Annotated in this window: 17 protein-coding genes; 7 read left to right on the top strand and 10 right to left on the bottom strand. The window is 64.9% G+C overall.

Annotated elements, in window-relative coordinates; translation table 11 throughout:
• A partial coding sequence (locus tag ACE1EY_RS06070; RefSeq protein WP_370299708.1) for a hypothetical protein occupies positions 1 to 926 on the bottom strand: 926 nt, incomplete at its 3' end.
• Positions 927 to 1,237: 311 nt separating this feature from the next.
• Between ACE1EY_RS06070 and ACE1EY_RS06065 the strand changes: the two genes are divergently transcribed.
• Entirely contained in the window at positions 1,238 to 1,597 is a 360-nt protein-coding gene (locus ACE1EY_RS06065) for a cupin domain-containing protein (RefSeq protein ID WP_291513095.1), read from the top strand.
• Here the strand turns inward: ACE1EY_RS06065 and aroE are convergent.
• From aroE to ACE1EY_RS06050, 3 genes are read right to left on the bottom strand one after another with little or no spacing between them, the layout of a single operon-like run.
• The gene (gene aroE, locus ACE1EY_RS06060; RefSeq protein ID WP_291513094.1) at positions 1,576 to 2,412 is read right to left on the bottom strand and encodes a shikimate dehydrogenase; all 837 of its coding nucleotides are present in this window, start codon (positions 2,410 to 2,412) and stop codon (positions 1,576 to 1,578) included. The genes ACE1EY_RS06065 and aroE overlap by 22 nt on opposite strands.
• A complete protein-coding gene (hemB, locus tag ACE1EY_RS06055; RefSeq protein ID WP_370299707.1) occupies positions 2,409 to 3,413 on the bottom strand; it encodes a porphobilinogen synthase in 1,005 nt (334 codons plus the stop codon). The genes aroE and hemB overlap by 4 nt, the downstream gene beginning before the upstream one ends.
• A 35-nt stretch (positions 3,414 to 3,448) precedes the next feature.
• On the bottom strand, positions 3,449 to 4,291 hold the full coding sequence (locus tag ACE1EY_RS06050; protein ID WP_291513092.1) for a DUF547 domain-containing protein: 843 nt from the start codon (positions 4,289 to 4,291) through the stop codon (positions 3,449 to 3,451).
• Between the two features lie 49 nt (positions 4,292 to 4,340).
• Between ACE1EY_RS06050 and glpK the strand changes: the two genes are divergently transcribed.
• The 4 genes from glpK (at position 4,341) to ACE1EY_RS06030 (ending at position 8,472) form a co-directional block, all read left to right on the top strand.
• Entirely contained in the window at positions 4,341 to 5,861 is a 1,521-nt protein-coding gene (glpK, locus tag ACE1EY_RS06045) for a glycerol kinase GlpK (protein WP_370299706.1), read from the top strand.
• Between the two features lie 57 nt (positions 5,862 to 5,918).
• Entirely contained in the window at positions 5,919 to 6,962 is a 1,044-nt protein-coding gene (locus ACE1EY_RS06040) for a YbaY family lipoprotein (protein WP_291513090.1), read from the top strand.
• Positions 6,963 to 7,019: 57 nt separating this feature from the next.
• Positions 7,020 to 7,655, top strand: a complete 636-nt coding sequence (locus ACE1EY_RS06035) for a LysE family transporter (RefSeq protein WP_291513089.1) — start codon at positions 7,020 to 7,022, stop codon at positions 7,653 to 7,655.
• A 112-nt stretch (positions 7,656 to 7,767) separates the two neighbouring features.
• Entirely contained in the window at positions 7,768 to 8,472 is a 705-nt protein-coding gene (locus ACE1EY_RS06030) for a hypothetical protein (RefSeq protein WP_291513088.1), read from the top strand.
• 32 nt (positions 8,473 to 8,504) lie between these two features.
• Here ACE1EY_RS06030 and ACE1EY_RS06025 read toward each other — a convergent pair whose 3' ends face one another.
• The 6 genes from ACE1EY_RS06025 to ACE1EY_RS06000 all read right to left on the bottom strand — a co-directional run bounded on the left by ACE1EY_RS06025 (position 8,505) and on the right by ACE1EY_RS06000 (position 15,827).
• A complete protein-coding gene (locus ACE1EY_RS06025; RefSeq protein WP_291513087.1) occupies positions 8,505 to 9,107 on the bottom strand; it encodes a DUF924 family protein in 603 nt (200 codons plus the stop codon).
• The gene (locus tag ACE1EY_RS06020) at positions 9,107 to 10,081 is read right to left on the bottom strand and encodes a magnesium transporter CorA family protein (RefSeq protein WP_291513086.1); all 975 of its coding nucleotides are present in this window, start codon (positions 10,079 to 10,081) and stop codon (positions 9,107 to 9,109) included. The genes ACE1EY_RS06025 and ACE1EY_RS06020 overlap by 1 nt, the downstream gene beginning before the upstream one ends.
• Positions 10,082 to 10,172: 91 nt before the next feature.
• On the bottom strand, positions 10,173 to 11,147 hold the full coding sequence (locus tag ACE1EY_RS06015) for a malate dehydrogenase (protein ID WP_291513085.1): 975 nt from the start codon (positions 11,145 to 11,147) through the stop codon (positions 10,173 to 10,175).
• 73 nt (positions 11,148 to 11,220) lie between these two features.
• A complete protein-coding gene (locus tag ACE1EY_RS06010; RefSeq protein ID WP_370299705.1) occupies positions 11,221 to 12,690 on the bottom strand; it encodes a PAS domain S-box protein in 1,470 nt (489 codons plus the stop codon).
• Between the two features lie 21 nt (positions 12,691 to 12,711).
• Positions 12,712 to 15,159, bottom strand: coding sequence for an ABC transporter permease (locus tag ACE1EY_RS06005; protein ID WP_370299704.1), 2,448 nt, complete (start codon positions 15,157 to 15,159; stop codon positions 12,712 to 12,714).
• Positions 15,156 to 15,827: an ABC transporter ATP-binding protein gene (locus ACE1EY_RS06000; RefSeq protein ID WP_370299709.1), complete on the bottom strand. Its 672-nt coding sequence runs from the start codon at positions 15,825 to 15,827 to the stop codon at positions 15,156 to 15,158. The genes ACE1EY_RS06005 and ACE1EY_RS06000 overlap by 4 nt, the downstream gene beginning before the upstream one ends.
• Before the next feature lie 43 nt (positions 15,828 to 15,870).
• Between ACE1EY_RS06000 and ACE1EY_RS05995 the strand changes: the two genes are divergently transcribed.
• Together ACE1EY_RS05995 and ACE1EY_RS05990 are read left to right on the top strand one after the other, a co-directional pair.
• Complete coding sequence (locus ACE1EY_RS05995; RefSeq protein WP_370299703.1) at positions 15,871 to 16,467, top strand: arylesterase; 597 nt, start codon at positions 15,871 to 15,873, stop codon at positions 16,465 to 16,467.
• A 62-nt stretch (positions 16,468 to 16,529) separates the two neighbouring features.
• A complete protein-coding gene (locus ACE1EY_RS05990; RefSeq protein ID WP_370299702.1) occupies positions 16,530 to 17,804 on the top strand; it encodes an NAD(P)/FAD-dependent oxidoreductase in 1,275 nt (424 codons plus the stop codon).

The raw sequence follows: 17,804 nt of genomic DNA, 5'->3' as shown, positions 1-17,804 counted from the left end.
CCGTTCACCGGGCCGTTGACGCGACCGGCGATCCAGCGCCCCACGACATAGGCCACGATCAGTCCCATCAGCAGTGTCGACAAGGCGATCAGCTGTGTGGCCTGGTCCGCGCCCAACACCCCCGGCGCCTCTGACAGCGCTCCGACGATCTGCCAGCCGGCAATCGCGGGTTCTGCCACTACCCCGGGCTGCGAGGCCGCACCGAACCAATGAGCCGGCGCTTCGCTGAGCGATGGCCAGCGCTCCGGCTCGGTGGAACCGACCACCTGCCCAACCGCATCGACAACTGCCAAGCAGATATCGCTGGTGCGTACCCGAGATTGCACCCGGTTCATGAGCACGGCCACGGGTATCGCACCCTGGACCACATAGCCTGCTTGGCCGTCGACCTGCACGGCGCGGCTGACGGCGACCAGCAAATCGTCGCCGAAACCACGCCCCTGGAATACGCCCGACAGCTGCACACCAGGCTCGCTCATCGCGTGTCGGAAATAATCACGATCCCAGATCGCTGCGCCGTGAAGCTCCGGCCACGCAGCCGGCACATTGTCCACTCGCTGGCTGGTGGCGATGACAACGCCATCGCGGTCGGCCAGCGTCATGGTCAGAAAACTCGTGTAGACGCCGTGGACGTCCAGCAGCAGCTGCTGCATGTCGGCACGGGACATCGAACGGCCCTCGAGCTCGCGGCCGGCGAATTCAACCGCCTGCACGTGACGCTCAAGGTATTCGTCTAACGCCCCAGCGCCCAGTCGAACCGCCGTCTGCACCTGCCGCTGCGAGGCGTCGCGATATTCGATGCCTTGGTAAACCACCACCACGCAGACGGCGACGATCATGGGCACCATCGCCGCAACGGCAATCGCCAAGGTGATCTGGGATTGCAGATCACCCCCTGACAACTCACGCCGCAACCACCTGGTCATTCCGCGCCAAAAACCGTCGCGGGCCTGCGGCATCTCGGCGAGCGCTCTGCCGCGATCAGTCATCTGCGATCAGCCCCGGCATGAACTGCTGCGCGCACAAGCGGGCCACGCCGTCGGTCAGACCCGACATGCCCAGTCCCTGCATCGACCGCTGACTAGCCCCAGGCGGCGATCGTTATCGACGATCTCATTCACCTCACCCCTCATCCCGCATGTTGCGGGTGAATTTCTCCCCAGATGATGTCTAGCACAGCCGACATGCAAGAAGTGTAAACATGGCGGTCCATGGCGAAGCACGAAACGGACACCGCATGATCGATTCCGCGTCAACCACCGGCGAATACTGGTTCGAAGAGGGCTGCCATATTCTCGAGTGGCTTAATACCCCGGATGACTCCGCCGTATCGGTCGCGCGGGCCCGCGTACCGCCCGGCACGACCACCCGCTGGCACCGCCTAAGCGGGATCACCGAGCGTTATCTCGTGCTGTCCGGCCAGGGCGTCGCGCAGGTGGATGACAGCCCGCCGCAGACCGTGTCAGCCGGCAGTGTCGTGCATATCCCGGCCGGTAGTCTCCAGCGAATCAGCAATCGTGGCCAAGAGGATCTGGTGTTTCTGGCGGTCTGCACTCCACGCTTTCGCGAGGACTGCTACGAGGACTGCGACAACTGATCCTTCAGGCGCTGTAGCACCGCATCGGTCGCAGGCGACTCACCGGACCAACGCTCGAACGAGGCCGCGCCTTGTTCCACCAGCATGCCCAGGCCGTCGAACACGGGCCGCTCACCACGAGCAACCGCCCAGTCACGAAACACCGCGTGGGCCGGACCGTAGCTGAGGTCGTAACAGGGAGCCGCCGGCTTGAGCAGCGACTTCGGCAGCTCCGGCATCCTGCCGGCATGCCCGGCCGGACTGGCGTGAATCAGCACATCGGCCTGCCAGCCCTTGAGCGCCAGATAAGTGCAGGCCTGAACCGGCCCGAAGTCGGCAAAACGCTCCGCGATGGCTTCGGCGTTATAGGGTGAGCGTCCCGCAACCACGACCATGGCCGGGTTCTGATCCAGCAACGGTTTCATCAGCCCACGCACGGCGCCACCGGCTCCAATGATGACGACCGTGCGGTCGGCCACCTCGATACCGCAGCGCTGGGTCAGGTCGCGGATGAAGCCAATGCCATCGGTGTTGTCACCCAGCACCCCGTGATCGACAAAGTGGAGGGTGTTGACCGCCTGAGCCAGATCCGCGACCGCCGTTCGGGTATCGCAAACGGCAAAGGCTTCTTCCTTATACGGCACCGTGACGTTGGCACCGGCATAGCCGGTCTCGCGCAGGCGATTCACCGTATCGACAAACGCTCCCGCCGGGCATTCGATGCGGTCGTATTCCAGCGTCATGCCGAACTGCTGGGCGAATAGCGCGTGCAGTTCCGGGGAGCGACTGTGCGCCACCGGGTTGCCGACCACGGCCAGCCTCAGGGCGTCGGTCATGCGGCCTCCTGAATCCAGCGCGCGGCATCCAGCGCAAAATAGCTCAGCACCGCGTCCGCGCCTGCTCGGCGGAATGCCACCAAGCATTCCAGCACGGCCTTGCGCTCATCCAGCCACCCTTGGTCCGCGGCCGCCTTGAGCATCGCGTACTCCCCCGACACCTGATACGCCAGGGTGGGCACACCGAAGCGGTCTTTCACGCGGCGGACAATATCCAGATACGGCAGCCCCGGTTTCACCATCACCATGTCGGCGCCCTCGGCCAGATCCAGGGCAACCTCGTGCAAGGCCTCGTCACCGTTGCCGATGTCCATCTGATAGGTGTGCTTGCCGCCGCCACCGAGATTGCCCGCCGAGCCCACGGCATCGCGAAACGGCCCGTAGAGATCGGACGCATATTTCGCGGAATAGGCAAGAATTGCCGCGTTCACGTGGCCTTCTGCCTCGAACGCACGGCGAATAGCCTTGATCCGGCCATCCATCATGTCCGATGGTGACACCACGTCCGCGCCGGCCTCTACGTGACAAAGGGACTGCCGCACCAGCGCGTCGACGGTCGCGTCATTGGTCACGTAACCGGCATCATCAAGCAGACCGTCCTGACCATGGCTGGTATACGGATCCAGTGCCACATCGGTGATGACGCCGATCTCGGGGACCGCCGCCTTGATCGCACGTATCGCCCGCGGCACCAAGCCATCCGTGTCCCAGGCCGCGGCGGCATCTTCGCTCTTGTGGGCTGCGTCAATCAGCGGGAACAGCACCAGTGCCGGAAGGCCGGCATCGGCCGCTTCGCGGGCGGTCAGCACGAGTTGGTCCACCGATTGCCGCACCACGCCAGGCATCGAGCTCACCGGCTCGCGAACAGCCTCACCCTCGCGGACGAAGACCGGAAGAATCAGGTCGCTGGGCGCCAGTCGGTGCTCGCGAACCAGCTCGCGCAAGAAAGGCTGGCTACGCAGCCGCCGCAGGCGGGTCGCCGGAAACTGTCGTTGGGTCATGGCGATGCAGTTTACGTTGCCACCGTCTTGCGGTGCTATGGGGCGCGGCCGGTCGCGCCGTTGAGCGACCAGTCGTAGTGGTCGTCGGCGATGGCGGTGATGCCATCCAGCTGGTCACGCAAGCCGTCGGATGCATACCGGCGCAGGTGCTGGATCACGCCGGCGTCCGACCCGCCAAAATCCGCTTGAAACCAGATGTAGATGCTCGAGACGACCAGCCGATCGCCTCGCAGGTCGGCGCCGCGTGCATCGTTCACGTAAGCGCGCGCGTTGTCGGCCAACTGAGCATCGACCCGAGCGCCCGTGTAGGCGGTCGTGAGCAGGTCGGGGCAGCCGATGGATGCGCAGTTGACGCCGTAGTGAATCAGCGGATCAGCCCAGATCGGCCGCAGGATGCGATGTTCGATATCGTTGAGGGTCAGGCTTTCGCCGGCGACGCGGACCACCTCCTTCTTCCAGGGACCCGCACTGAACAGGCCGGACTTGATCTCGCGAATGCTGGAGACCGGATACGCCTGCAGAATCTGCTGCACGGTCAACGCGTTGTATAGGTTGATCCAGTAGGCCTTTTGCTCGGCGCGGTTCAGGCCGCGCGGGTCCAGCTCCGCAAGGGCATCGACATACCCGTCCAGGCGGCTGCGATCCTCGGATGTCACTCCCGCATAGTCGAAACGATTGGCCCCGGTTGCGCTGGCGTGGACGTAGCGCCCCAACAGGGCCGACCATGCGTCATGGTCCACCACCTGTTCGGATTGCGCGTCCTGCGCCGACCAGAACGCCCACAGCTCCGCTTTGGGCGCGGCTCCGCCGAAACCCGACCACAGCAAGGCGAGCAAACCCAGCCATGCGGGCATACCACTGAACAATCGACGCGACATTCTTGAACTCCAACGGTGCATTTGATCAATTGGACCTGCGGAAAGAGGCATGTTTCGCATACTGCGACCGTACGCAAAGGAGACCAAGGTGAGTAGCAACCTGTTGGCCATCGACCAAGGCACCACCAGCACACGCGCGATCATTTTCGACGAAAAGGGCCGCATCAAGGCCAGCGCCCAGACCGAATTCGAGCAGATCTATCCCCAGGGCGGCTGGGTGGAACATGACGCCAGCGGCATCTGGACAGACACCGTCCGCGTCTGCCGTGAGGTGCTGGAGAAACACGGCATCCAAGCCTCGGAACTGGCGGGTTGCGGCATCACCAACCAGCGCGAAACCACCGTGGTCTGGGACCGCAGAAGCGGCGACCCCATCCACAACGCCATCGTCTGGCAGGACCGGCGCACCGCCGACCGCTGCCGTGAACTACGCGAGGATGGCACCGACGATTGGCTCAACGCCCGCACCGGCCTGCTGCTCGACCCCTACTTCTCCGCCACCAAGATCGCCTGGATACTGGACACAGTGGACGGCGCCCGCGCGCGCGCCGGCCGCGGCGAACTGGCATTCGGCACCATCGATAGCTGGCTGATCTACAAGCTGACCGGTGGACAACGTCATGTCACTGACATCGGCAATGCGGCCCGCACCAACCTGTTCAACATCGTCGACCAGCGTTGGGATGACGATCTGCTCAAGTTCTTCGATGTCCCGGCGTCGATGATGCCGGAGGTGCTGGATTCGACGGCAGAGTTCGGCATCATTGACGACGAGATTCTGGGCTCGCCCGTCACCATCGGCGGTGTGGCCGGCGACCAGCAGGCCGCGACCATCGGCCAGGCCTGCTTTGCGCCGGGCATGGTCAAGAACACCTACGGCACCGGCTGTTTCATGGTGCAGAACATCGGCGAGCGCTTCGTGCAGTCCAAGAACCGCCTGCTGACGACCGTGGCCTACCGGCTCAACGGCAAGACGACCTACGCGCTGGAAGGCTCGATCTTCATCGCCGGCGCCGCCGTGCAATGGTTACGCGATGCCTTGAAGATCATCGATGCCGCGCCGGACACACAGGCCTTGGCCGAATCGCTGGATGCCAACGACGGCGTGTATATGGTTCCCGCCTTCGCCGGCCTCGGCGCACCTTACTGGGACCCCGACGCCCGCGGCGCCGTGCTGGGGCTGAGCCGTGGCACCGGCATTGCCCACTTCGCCAGGGCCGCGCTGGAATCGGTTTGCTACCAGACCCGCGACCTGATGGAGGCGATGAAGGCCGATGCGCTAGACGCCGTCGAGCTACGTGTCGACGGCGGCATGGTGGCCAACAACTGGTTGTGCCAGTTCCAGGCAGACCTGCTGCAACTGCCCGTTATCCGGCCACAGATCACCGAAACGACAGCGCTGGGTGCCGCCTTTCTTGCGGGGTTGCAGGCCGAGGTTTACGACTCGCTGGACGACATCGCCGCGCTATGGGGCGAGGATCGGCGCTTTGACCCCAAGGCCGACTCGAAAGCCGTCGATGGCCTTTATAAAGGTTGGCAGGACGCCGTCGCCCGCGTGCGCAGTGAATGAACTTGGCGGGCGCCTCGCCACTCCAAGCAGGGTCGACTGTGACAAAGGGCAACGGCGATGCGGTGGTCTCGAGTACTCGTAACAGCGCTCAGCGCACTGGCGCTTCTGGGCGCTTGCGGCTCGCCGGAATCCACGTCGGATGCCGCGGCCTCTCCGGATCAAGCCGTCCGGGTCAACCTGTTCGGTGAGGTCAGGGCCGCCGACGGCAACACACTGCCGGATGACGCCACGGTGGAGATCCGATTGCGACGCCAGGATGCCGAAGACCTCGAGTCCAGCACCGTCGCGATTACTACCATCAAGGCCGATACCGCACCGCCGTTTCCGTTCTCCCTGATCTATCAGGCGCAAGACCTCGAACCCGATGCGCACTATGTGCTGGAAGCCCGTGCGATCACGGCGCAGGGCCAGCTTACGCACGCCACCCGCGCTGCCGTTCCGTTGCCCTCACCGGGCGACGGCGTCTCGGTGAACTTGCAGATCAGCGCCATTGCTCCACAGAGCCAGGCGCCCGCCCCCGTCGTGACGGCCTACCAGTGCGGGGCCACCAACTTGATCGTGCAAAGCGAGCGGGATGACATCACCATCTACGGTGCCACCGAGGCGCCTCTGCGGCTGACGCGAGAGCGCTCGGCTTCCGGCACCCAATACCGTGACGATGCAGGCAACGGCTTCTGGTCACATGCCCGCGAGGCGCGTCTGACCCTGGGCCGGCAGGTTCGTGAATGCGACGAAGACCCGGCCGGCTCGCGCCGTGCAGCAGCGCGGATGGCCGGCGCCAGTGTCTACGCCGTGGGCCAGGAACCCGGCTGGTTTCTAACCGTCGTCCCTGATGATCGCGTCACCCTGGTCGCCGACTACGGCAGCCAGGTTGTGGTGACGCCCCCGGCCAGCGGGCATGCCGTGAACGGCGGCTGGGTCTACAACGCCCAGACCAAGGGCCACGCCTTGAACATTGTCGTGCGCGACACGCCCTGCACCGATGCCATGTCCGGGGCACAATGGCCTCGCACCGTCACCGTCACGCTAGACGATCGGCAACTGCAGGGCTGTGGCGCCCGTTGGGATACCCAGACCGAACCCGCCGGCCGTCCAAGCTGACGCCAGACGTCACCAACCGCACAATAGCGACCGTATTCACGCCCGGCGGACTCCGTCTTGTCTGATCCAATTCAGGTGGCGGTCACCGTCATCGTCGCCCATACGCTGGCCATAGCCAGTCCCGGCCCCGATTTCGCCGTCGTGCTGCGACAGGCCACGACCCAGGGCCGCGCGCCCGCGCTATGGACCAGCATCGGCATCGGAGCGGGCATTGCTGTGCACGTCAGCTACGCATTGCTCGGAATCGCGCTGATCATTAGCCAGACGCCCTGGCTCATGCGGGTCATCCAACTCGCCGGCGCTGCCTATCTGCTGTGGATCGCCTGGCAAGCGATGCGCGCCCAGCCGGCAGACGGCGATGCCGTTGGGGTCGGCACCCAGGCGCAGTCCGCCATCCGCAGTCTGCGGATCGGTTTTGTCACCAATGTGCTCAACCCCAAGGCCACATTGTTTTTCCTGGCCTTGTTCACCGTGGTCGTCGGCCCCGGGCAACCGCTCTGGCTGCAACTGGGGCTGGGTCTCTGGCTATGCCTGAGCACGGCAGCCTGGTTTTCGCTGGTCAGCGTACTGTTCACGGCCTCGGCACCGCGGCGATGGTTTCTGCGCCGGGCGCACCTCATCGACCGCGGCATGGGCATCGTGCTCATCTTGCTGGCCGCCCAGCTCATCTGGACCGCGCTCGGCCCACCCTGATTCGTCATGAACGATCGACCCCGTCGGTAGAAACGGCCTCGCCGGCATGGGATTATTCGCGCGCCTGCACTGCCGGGAGGGCGGGTGCAGTTTCGCTAAGGGGAGAAACAACATGCTACGAATTTTCAGCCTGGCTGGCGTCCTGGCCCTATTACCGGGTCTGGCCACAGCCTACGAACCCAATCTCGGCGTTGCGGCTCGCGTCAGCACCCTGGGCCTGAGCCTCGAAATGACCACCGCGGTCACGCCCAAGCTCAACCTTCGCGCGGGCGTCAACCAGTTCGACTACGACTACGATCCCGAGCCCGACGAGGACTCAGGCAACGAGCTGACCTACGACGGCACGCTGGATTTATCGTCGCTGGCCGCCTATGCCGACTGGCACCCCTGGGCGGGCGCGTTCCGGCTATCGGCCGGGGTCGTGTTCAACGGCAACGAGATCACCGCTTCGGCGCGCTGTGACCAGGCGAACTGCGAGGTCGGCGACCAGAGCTTCGACTCCGACGACATCGGCACGCTGAACGCGCTGGTCGATTTCGACAGCGTCGCGCCTTATGCCGGCTTCGGCTGGGGCAATGCGGTGGCCGCCGATACCGGCTTCGGCTTCCAGTTCGACATCGGCGTGATGTTGCAGGGCTCGCCCAATGTTTCACTGTCGAGCAGCGATTCCTGCCAAGGCACGCTGAGTGCCGACCCGACCTGTCAGCAACAGCTGGATGCCGAGCTCGAACGCGAGGAGCAGGAACTTCAGGACGAAGCCGAAGATTTCGAGCTTTATCCGGTGATCTCGCTGGGTGTGCGCTACAAGTTTTTCTAGCGCCCGCCTGAACGCGTGGGCAACCGCGCCATTCAGAAACCCGCGCCGGGCCTCGCCAGATACTGCTGTTCGGCAGCGGAGCTGACGCGGCCCAGCGCCCGATTGCGGTGCGGAAAGCGGCCGTACGCGGCGATTAACTCGTGGTGGGCAAGCGCAAAATCGACAAAACCGTCGAACGGCTTGCGCTGCTCGGGCGGCACACCCGTCGCCAGACGCCGGTATAAGGCGACGGCGTCCTCCTGATCGGCCAGCGACTCCGAGTGTTCCAGCGGCAGATACACGAACACGCGGTGAATCGGCCTTAGCCGCTGGTCGCCGCCGCGGCGCAGACTTTGACGGGTGAGCCCCCTGGCCACATCGTCCAGCGCGAACGCCTCGGCGGAATCGCGGTACAGATTGCGCCGAAACTGGTCGATGAGCAGCACCAGTGCCAGCAGTCCGGTGTCGGTCGCCGCCCAGTGATTCAGCGAGCCGCGTGCCGCAGCCTCGACCAGCACGCCGAATTCACGCCGGATAGCCGCATCCGCGGTCGATGACTTGCCCCACCACAACGAGGCCTGCCGATTCGCAATCGCCGCATCATCCGCCGCCGCGTCTCCGAACCAGAACGCCAGAACTGCCTCGGGCGCATTCATCACACGCCCGAGAAGAATCCGCGGCGCCGGAAGAACAGCAGCAATCCGCCTGCCAGCAAGGCCATGCACCCGAGCGTGACATGGTAGGCGTAGGGGTAGTGCAGCTCCGGCATGTTGTCGAAGTTCATGCCGAAAATGCCCGCAACCAGGCCCAGGGGCAGGAACACCGCCGACAGGATGGTCAAGGTGGTCACGGTCTGGTTGGTCGCATGAGCCACCGCCGAGAAGTGCAACTGCACGGCCGATTCGACATCGGTTTGCTGCGCCGAGGCATGAGCCTGCACGCGGGCGATGTGTTCGGCCAGATCATTCAGCCGCACCATCTGCGAGTCCGTCAGATCGAACCGGGTCTGCCGTCGCCACGCGTCCAGTGCCTCTAGCTGACCGCCTGACAACGACTCCAGCTTGCGCGCCTGCTTGCGGGTGTTGAGCAAGGCCTTCCAGTCGTTGAAGGGGTTGTCCGGGTCGAGTAGTGATTCCTGCAAGTCCTCGAAGGCCTTGCCCAGGGGCTCGCGGATGGCGAGATAGCGGTCGACCATGACATCGAGAACGAAGTGCGCCATGCCCACCGAGGTATTGGGAATTCGTGCGACGGAGCGGTCCAGCAGCCGCTTGGTTGCGGTTTGGAACGACACGTTGTCCGGCGCCCTGACGGTCACCAAGAGGCTGTCGAACAGGAAAAAAGCAGCCGTCCGCGTCTCGATCTGATCGTGCCGAATATCCGGACCAAGGCCCTGGAACACGACCAGGTCGTAATCGGAGGTCCCGTCGTAATGCGAGGGATGAGCGGCGTTGTTGCCGTCGATAACGTGCTGATGCAGCAGCGGTAGACCGGCCAGCTGCGCGACTAATTCCGGCCATTCGGTGTGCTCGCCGCGGATGAAGTCCACCCAAAGCATGGAGCCTTCATGGCGCTGGTCGATCCGCTCCAGAGTCTTTGGAGCGCGGCCGTCGACGAATTCGATGATTTGCATAACCGTCCCTGAAACGAAATCGGGCGCTGACCAGATAACCGGTCAGCGCCCGACGAGGCTAGCAGGAGATGCCAGCCGACTAAACGCCTGCTTAGCCCAGCAGTTCTTCCACCGCCGCGCGCTCGCTGCGCAGTTCATCTTCGGTGGTTTTCATCCGCTCGCGGGAGAACGCGTTGATCTCCAGATCCTGAACGATGGCGTAGTCACCGTTCTTGCAGACAACCGGGTAGCTGTAAACGATGCCAGGCTCGACGCCATAGCTGCCGTCGGACGGAATGCCCATCGACACCCAGCCGTCGGAACCCAGCGCCCAGTCGCGCATGTGATCGATGGCAGCGGAGGCCGCAGAGGCCGCAGAGCTGGCGCCGCGAGCCTTGATGATGGCCGCGCCGCGCTGCTGCACGGTCGGGATGAAGTCGTTTTCGTACCAGGCCTGATCAACCAGGCTCATCGCCGGCTCGCCATCGACCGTGCAGCTGTGCAGGTCGGGGTATTGCGTGGCGCTGTGGTTACCCCACACGGCCATGTTCTGGATGTCGTTGACCGACTTGCCGGTCTTTTCCGCCAGCTGAGACAGCGCGCGGTTGTGGTCCAGACGCATCATCGCGGTGAACTGGCGGTGATCCAGATCCGGCGCGTTCTCGCGGGCGATCAGCGCATTGGTGTTGGCGGGGTTGCCGACGACCAGAACGCGCACGTCACGGCTGGCATGATCGTTCAACGCCTTGCCCTGCACCGAGAAGATGGCGGCGTTGGCCTGCAGCAGGTCGGCACGCTCCATACCCGGTCCACGCGGACGGGCACCGACGAGCAGCGCGAAATCAACATCCTTGAATGCCACGTCCGGATTGTCCGTGGCTTCGACACCGGCCAGCAGCGGGAATGCACAATCGTTGAGTTCCATGACCACGCCCTTGAGCGCGTCCATCGCCGGGGGAATCTCCAGCAGCTGGAGAATGACAGGCTGGTCCTTGCCCAGCATGTCGCCGGCAGCGATGCGAAAAGCCAGCGAGTAGGAAATCTGGCCCGCCGCTCCGGTAATGGCAACGCGAACAGGTTCGGTCATCGTGAACTCCCGACATCATCTTGAAAAAAGGGGCCGGGAGCATAGCGAAACGACAGCAGGACGGCCACTGCCGCTAATCTGGCGAATCCTGTGACGCCGGCAAGGTGAAGTAGATACTGCTGCCCTGACCGGGCGTCGAATGCACCCAGATGCGCCCGCGGTGGCGTTCGATAATGCGCTTGACGGTCGCCAGCCCGATGCCGCTGCCTTCGGCCCGGCCGTGAGGCTGCAACCGGCGAAAAACCTCGAAGACCCGATCCTGGTGATGCGGATCGATGCCGATGCCGTTGTCCTTGACCTCCACCTCCCAGTCCTTGCCCTGGCGCTTCACGCTTACCTGGACCGTCGGGGCCTCCAATGCCGGGCCGTATTTGATGGCGTTGGAGAAGAGATGACAAAACACCCGAACGAGTTGCGATTCGTCGCCCAACACCGTGGGCAGCGGCTCATGCATGCAGCGCAATCCGGCTGACTCGATTTGCGAGGCCATCCGACGCTGCGCGGCAACCACAACGGTCTCCAGGGACAACGGCCGCAGTGATCGGCCATGGGTGTGGATGCGCGAGAATTCCTTCAGATCGTTGATTAGGGATTCAATGCGGCGGACGCCCAGCACCGCCGTGTCGATATAGTCCAACGATTCCTCGCCGATGTCGTCGCCATGACGCCGGCGCAGCAGCTGCAAATAACCACCAATCATGCGCAGGGGTTCGTGGAGATCGCGCGTCAGGGTGTCGGCGAACTGGGTCAGTTCCGCGTTGGCGGCGCGCAGCTGCGAAACCAATTGCTGGAAGCGACCCTCGTGCCCGGGGTCGTCGTCGACCTCGCGGATAATCGACAGCACGGCGGGGCGGCTCTTGAAGCTCACCGCAGTACCGCGGGATTCCGCCCAAACCTGGCTACCATCTGCGCGCAGTATGCGCCGCACCTGTGGCTCCAGCATCTCGCCGCCGCCGATGCGGCGCACGCGCTCCATGGTCTCGTTCAGATCGTCCGGGTGCACGAGTTCTTCCATGAACCGGCCGATCAGATGATCCTTGGTACCCGCACCGAACATCTTGACTGCCGTGGCGTTCGCGAACGCGATCTTGCCGTCCTGCAGCACGACCATGGCGTCGGGTGACGCATCCATTAGTCGCCGGAACCGCACCTCGCTTTCGGCCCGCGCACGCTCGGCATGCTCCACGTCCGTGGTATCCCGGGCGCTGAACACGGCATAGACATCCTCGTTCAGCACCAGTGGCCGCGCCCGCACCTCGACCAGGCGCTTCTGATCACGCCGGTCGCGTATATGGCAGCGAAACTGGATGGGTGTTCCGGCGGCCACCGTCGTCAGCGCGGACTGCACCGAAGCGTGGTCTTCCTGAGCGATAAAGCGGAACAGCGTGATGCCGACGACGTCGGATGGCTCCCAACCGATGAGGGTCGTCATCGCCGAGCTGACGAAGACCACGGTGCCATCCGATCGAACGGCACCATTGAGATCCTGCGCAACGTCGAGGATGCCCTGCAGTAATTCCCGAGGCGGAGAGTTGCTATCCATGCGGTGGCTAATCTGCCCGGCTCAACGCAGGGTCGCAAGGGGCGGTTGCCCGGCCACGCCGCGAATCCCCGCCAGCGCCGCGAGCGTCATGACGACGATCCCGCCCACCGGGCCCGCCAGCCACAGCAGTGGACTGGCCGCGTAACTGATGTCAAAAACCGCCTGTGCCAGCACCCAGGCGATGACCTGTGCGAACCCCGCGGCCAATAACCCCGACAGGCAGCCCAGCACACCGAACTCGGTGAACAGCGATTGGCGCAGCACCTGGCGCGATGCACCCAGCGTGCGAAGCAGGGCGGCTTCATGACGCCGCGCCTGTCGCGTGCCCTGCAATGCCGCAACCAGCACGATCAAACCGGCCAGCAAGGTCAGTGCGAACACGGCCTCGACCGCAAGGCTGACGCGATCCATCACACGCCGTACCTGAGCCATCAGCGCGTCCACATCAAACACGGTGATATTCGGTTCACGGCGGATCAAATCCAGCAATTCCGTCTTGCCCGCAGGCGGCAGATGCACGCTGGTCAGCCAGGTCGCACCGACATCGTCCAGCAGTCCGGGCGGCACCAGCAGAAAGAAATTAACGCTGAAGCTATCCCACTCGACCTTGCGCCTGTGCACCACCTCCAGATCCACTGTCTGGCCCGCGAAATCGAAGCGCAGCTCGTCACCGAGCGCCCACCCATAGGATTCGATCATCGATTCCTCGATCGATATCCACGACTGGCCGTGGCCCGCTTCGCCCCACCACTGACCATCGATGGTTTCGTTGTCCGCGCCGATGGCATCGGTCCAGGACACATTGAACTCGCGCTCCAGCCGGCGCTGCGCATCAGGATCGCTGTAGTCCTCCGAATCCACGGCGCTGCCGTTCACCGCCAGCAACCGCCCGCGCGCCATCGGGTGCAGCACCGCCTCGCCCAGCTCGCGGTCGGCAAAGAACGCGCGCACGGTATCCCGTTGGTCAGGCTGGATGTTGATCAGGAACACGTTCGGCGCGTCGTCAGGCAGGCTGTCACGCCAGGTCGCCAATAAGTCGCCGCGGACCACCACGAGCAGCAGCAATACGGTCATGCCGGTACCCACGGCGACCAGTTGCAGAATCGCGTCGGCGCGGCGGCGGGCGATATTCGCCAGGCCATAGCGCCAGGCCGCGCCGCTGCGATGCCGCAGGCGTTCCACGGCCCAGGTCAGCGCCGCAGCCGCCGCCGCCAAGGCCCCCAGTGCCAGCGCGGCGCCGGCAAAGACGATCAGCGCCAGCCGAGCTTCGCCAGCCTGCCAGACCAGCAGCACGCCCACGGCCAGCGCCGCGACCAGGCCCGCGCCCCAGACCGATGCGGGCGGCGGCCCCAGGGTTTGCTGCAACACGCGCATCGGCGGGACGCGCCGCAGGCGAGCCAGCGGCGGCAGACCAAAACCGACCAGCGCCACGGCGCCCGTCGCCAGCGCAGGCAAGGCCGGCCATAGCGGCGGCGCGGGCAGGCTCATCAGCACCAGGTCCCCGAGAATGCGCACCAGCACCCACTGCCCGATGTAACCGAACATGAGGCCTAGCAAGCCACCACTCACGCCCAGAACCAGCAGGCGGCGCAACTCTTCGCGCAGGATCATGGCGCCGGTCGCACCCAGCGTTTTTCGCAGGGCGACCGCGTCGCGCTGACGGGCGGCGTACTGCACCGCGGACAAGGCCATGGCGACGCCCGCCAGCAGCACCGCGGACAAGGCCGCCAGACCCAGGAAGCGGCGGGCGCGACCCAGTGCATCCTCGAGTTCCGGCCGAGCTTGTTCAGCCGATGTCCATTGCTGGCCCGCGGCCAGCTGCGAGGTGGTGTTCGTCTGCAAGGCGTCCAGTGCAGCGACTTCGCCTGCGACCAACAGGCTGAAACTGGCACGGCTGCCGGGCCCCAGCAGCTCGGTGGCATCAAGCTGATCGGCGTGCAGCAGCAGCCGCGGCGCCAGGGTGGTGAATCCGCCGCCCCGGTCGGGCTCGTAGGCGAGCACCTGCGTCACCCCGACGCGCAGCGCCCCCAGCTGCACCTCGTCGCCAAGCGCAATTCCGAGTTCGGCGAACAGCCTTGGATCGACCCAGGCTTCACCGGCCGGCGGGCCATGCTGCTGAATGCGCTCCGCACCGAACGGCTTGTCGGCGACCCGCAATTCGCCGCGCAACGGATAGCCGTCGGTAACAGCCTTGATGCCGGCTAGCGCGGAGCGCTCACCTGCGATGACAACGCTGGGGAAGGTCACCGTCCGCGCCGTGTCGAGTCCCAGGTCCAGCGCCTGCTGCTCGACGGACTGGGCGATGGGCTGGCTGTCGCGGGTGCGCAGATCGGCGGCGATCGCCTCGCCGGCCTGACGCGACATCGCCGCATCGATCCGGGCTGAAAAGAACGCCACTGCACTGGCGGAGGCCACCGCCACCGCCATGGCGACAATGAGCAGAACCTGATCGCCGTCTGGCCGTCTCATGCGGGCATGGCTTCGTGCAAACGACCGTCCTGCATGCTCAATTGCCGACCGCAGCGACCTGCCAGGCCCAGGTCGTGGGTCACCAGGACCAGCGTGGTACCGCTTTGGGCGTTCATATCGAACAACAGATCGGCAACCTTGCGCCCATTGTCGGCATCGAGATTCCCGGTGGGCTCGTCGGCGAACAGCACTGCCGGCTGCGGCGCGAAGGCACGGGCCAGCGCGACGCGCTGCTGCTCCCCGCCGGACAGCTGACGCGGACGATGCGCCAGCCGCGGCGACAAACCGACACGATCCAGCGCGGAGCGCGCCCGCGCCGGGGCATCACCGATGCCGGCCAGTTCCAGCGGCAGCAGCACATTCTCCAATGCGGTCAGCGCCGGTAGCAGCTGAAACGACTGGAACACGAAGCCCACGCGCCCGGCACGCGCGCGGGCACGCTCATCTTCGCTCATGTCATGCAAGGCCTGACCGTCGAGCCAGATGCGGCCCCGCGTGGGCAGATCCAGGCCCGCCAGCAAGCCCAGCAAGGTGGATTTGCCCGCCCCGGACGCACCGACAATCGCCAGCGTCTCGCCCGTCGAGATCTCGAGATCCACCTGGTCGAGAATGGTCAGGATTTCCTGTCCACTGCTAACCTCTTGGACCACTTGTTCGGCACGGATCATGGTGCTCAAGCGCTTATCCTCTGCATGGCTCATCGTCGTATGGATGTTGGCTGCGCAGACGGCCGTCGCAAACGACGCGCCTGTCGCGCTGATCTTCGGTGACAGCCTGTCCGCGGCCTACGGCATTCCCCGCGATGACGGCTGGGTGCATCTGCTCCAGCAGCGGGTGCGGCAGGCAGGCTATCCACACCGCATCGTCAACGCCAGCGTCTCCGGTGAAACCACCGCGGGCGGCCTGCGTCGGCTACCCGCCCAGCTGGAGCGGCACAGGCCCGACATTCTGATCATCGAACTCGGGGGCAATGATGGCCTACGCGGCCAGCCAACGGCAGCGATGACCAACAACCTGGAATCGATGGTCCAGCTCGGCCAGGCCGCCGGTGCGCGCGTGGCCCTGCTCGGCATGCGCATCCCCAGTAACTATGGCCCGGCCTACGCCCAGGCGTTCCACCAGAGCTACGCCGACGTCGCCGAGGCCACGGGCGCAGCCTTGCTGCCGTTTTTTCTGGAACCGATCGCATTGTCACAGGATGCATTCCTGCCGGACGGCATCCATCCCAACGCCGGTGCGCAACCGCGCTTGCTGGAGCACGCCTGGCCGGCTCTACAACCATTGTTCAAATCATCGACAACCGATTGAATCCAATCCTGGCCCGCGAGCGAATTCCGCTGTAACCAACCTGTTTAAGGAGTTCACCACGCATGCGGATCGCCGTCATCGGATCCGGCGTCGCGGGGCTTGGCGCCGCCTGGGCGCTATCCCGCCAACACGAGGTCATCCTGTTCGAGGCCAGCGCCAGGCCGGGCGGACACACCAACACCGTGGCCGTCGACACGCCGGACGGACCGGTGGGCATCGACACCGGGTTCATCGTGCACAACCCGGTGAACTACCCGAACCTGATTCGCATGCTCGAGTGTCTGGATGTGCGCACCCAGCCCAGCCGCATGTCTTTCGCGCTGAGCGCTGGCCAGGGTGCGCTGGAGTTCTCCGGTGGCGGACGCCTGCTCGGCCTGTTCGCACAGCTGCGCTTGCTGTTCAGCCCGGCACATTGGCGCATGCTGCGCGATATCCTGCGGTTCTTCCGGCACACCAAGGGGCTGCTGACGACCAACCAGCTGCCCGATAGCACCCTGGGCGAGTTTCTTGACGCCCATGGTTATTCCTCCGAGTTCCAGCGCCGCTTTCTGTGCCCGATGGCGGGGGCGATCTGGTCCATGCCGGCAAGCGAGACGCGCCAGTTTCCGTTCCCGGCCTTCGCCCGCTTCTTCGACTCGCATGGCCTGCTCAATGTCTTCCGCCGCCCGAAGTGGCGGACGATATCCGGCGGCAGCCAACGTTATGTCGACGCCATGCTGACGGACTTTGCCGGCGAATTGCGGCTGGAGACGACGGTCACGTCGATCCGGCGCCTCGACGAGGGCGTCGAAGTCACCAGCGAGCATTCGACAGAGCACTTCGACGCCGTGGTGTGTGCCGTGCATGGCGACATTGCCGCGCGGCTGCTCGCGGACGCTGACGAGGCCGAGGCCGCCGTGCTCGGCCAGATACGCTACGCAGAAAATCGCGCGGTCTTGCACACCGATCGCAAACTGATGCCACGGCGCAAGCTAACCTGGTCAAGCTGGAACGTGCTGCAATCAGCCGACCGGCTGGACAATCAGGCCGTTTGCCTGTCGTACTGGATGAATTGCCTGCAGGCACTGGACACTGAGGAAGAGTACTTCGTCACCTTAAATCCGATTCGCGAGCCCGACCCTAAACGAGTCCTCTACGAAACCGTGTACACGCATCCGCAGTACAGCCCGGAGACGATGCAGGCCCAGGCGCGGCTTCCGGAGATTCAGGGCCGGCGCGGCATCTGGTGGTGCGGCGCCTGGACCGGCTATGGGTTTCACGAAGATGGGTTCACCTCGGGCCTGAACGCGGCGCGGGCGCTGGGCGCTACGCCCCCTTGGGAAAACGCCGGCCACTGA

The sequence above is a fragment of the Abyssibacter sp. genome (assembly GCF_964229365.1).
Lineage (GTDB): Bacteria > Pseudomonadota > Gammaproteobacteria > Nevskiales > OUC007 > Abyssibacter.
The sequence above is the reverse complement of the archived record's forward strand: the minus strand, read 5'-3'. Positions and strand labels throughout refer to the sequence as shown.

What these genes read in the sequence shown, in the direction of transcription:
- ACE1EY_RS05995 (WP_370299703.1), top strand. Translation starts at nt 15,871, where the DNA reads ATGTTGGCTGCGCAGACGGCCGTCGCAAACGACGCGCCTGTCGCGCTG.
- ACE1EY_RS06015 (WP_291513085.1), bottom strand. Translation starts at nt 11,147, where the DNA reads ATGACCGAACCTGTTCGCGTTGCCATTACCGGAGCGGCGGGCCAGATT.
- ACE1EY_RS05990 (WP_370299702.1), top strand. Translation starts at nt 16,530, where the DNA reads ATGCGGATCGCCGTCATCGGATCCGGCGTCGCGGGGCTTGGCGCCGCC.
- ACE1EY_RS06065 (WP_291513095.1), top strand. Translation starts at nt 1,238, where the DNA reads ATGATCGATTCCGCGTCAACCACCGGCGAATACTGGTTCGAAGAGGGC.
- hemB (WP_370299707.1), bottom strand. Translation starts at nt 3,413, where the DNA reads ATGACCCAACGACAGTTTCCGGCGACCCGCCTGCGGCGGCTGCGTAGC.
- ACE1EY_RS06025 (WP_291513087.1), bottom strand. Translation starts at nt 9,107, where the DNA reads ATGAATGCGCCCGAGGCAGTTCTGGCGTTCTGGTTCGGAGACGCGGCG.
- ACE1EY_RS06010 (WP_370299705.1), bottom strand. Translation starts at nt 12,690, where the DNA reads ATGGATAGCAACTCTCCGCCTCGGGAATTACTGCAGGGCATCCTCGAC.
- glpK (WP_370299706.1), top strand. Translation starts at nt 4,341, where the DNA reads ATGTTTCGCATACTGCGACCGTACGCAAAGGAGACCAAGGTGAGTAGC.
- ACE1EY_RS06020 (WP_291513086.1), bottom strand. Translation starts at nt 10,081, where the DNA reads ATGCAAATCATCGAATTCGTCGACGGCCGCGCTCCAAAGACTCTGGAG.
- aroE (WP_291513094.1), bottom strand. Translation starts at nt 2,412, where the DNA reads ATGACCGACGCCCTGAGGCTGGCCGTGGTCGGCAACCCGGTGGCGCAC.
- ACE1EY_RS06000 (WP_370299709.1), bottom strand. Translation starts at nt 15,827, where the DNA reads ATGATCCGTGCCGAACAAGTGGTCCAAGAGGTTAGCAGTGGACAGGAA.
- ACE1EY_RS06030 (WP_291513088.1), top strand. Translation starts at nt 7,768, where the DNA reads ATGCTACGAATTTTCAGCCTGGCTGGCGTCCTGGCCCTATTACCGGGT.
- ACE1EY_RS06050 (WP_291513092.1), bottom strand. Translation starts at nt 4,291, where the DNA reads ATGTCGCGTCGATTGTTCAGTGGTATGCCCGCATGGCTGGGTTTGCTC.
- ACE1EY_RS06040 (WP_291513090.1), top strand. Translation starts at nt 5,919, where the DNA reads ATGCGGTGGTCTCGAGTACTCGTAACAGCGCTCAGCGCACTGGCGCTT.
- ACE1EY_RS06005 (WP_370299704.1), bottom strand. Translation starts at nt 15,159, where the DNA reads ATGAGACGGCCAGACGGCGATCAGGTTCTGCTCATTGTCGCCATGGCG.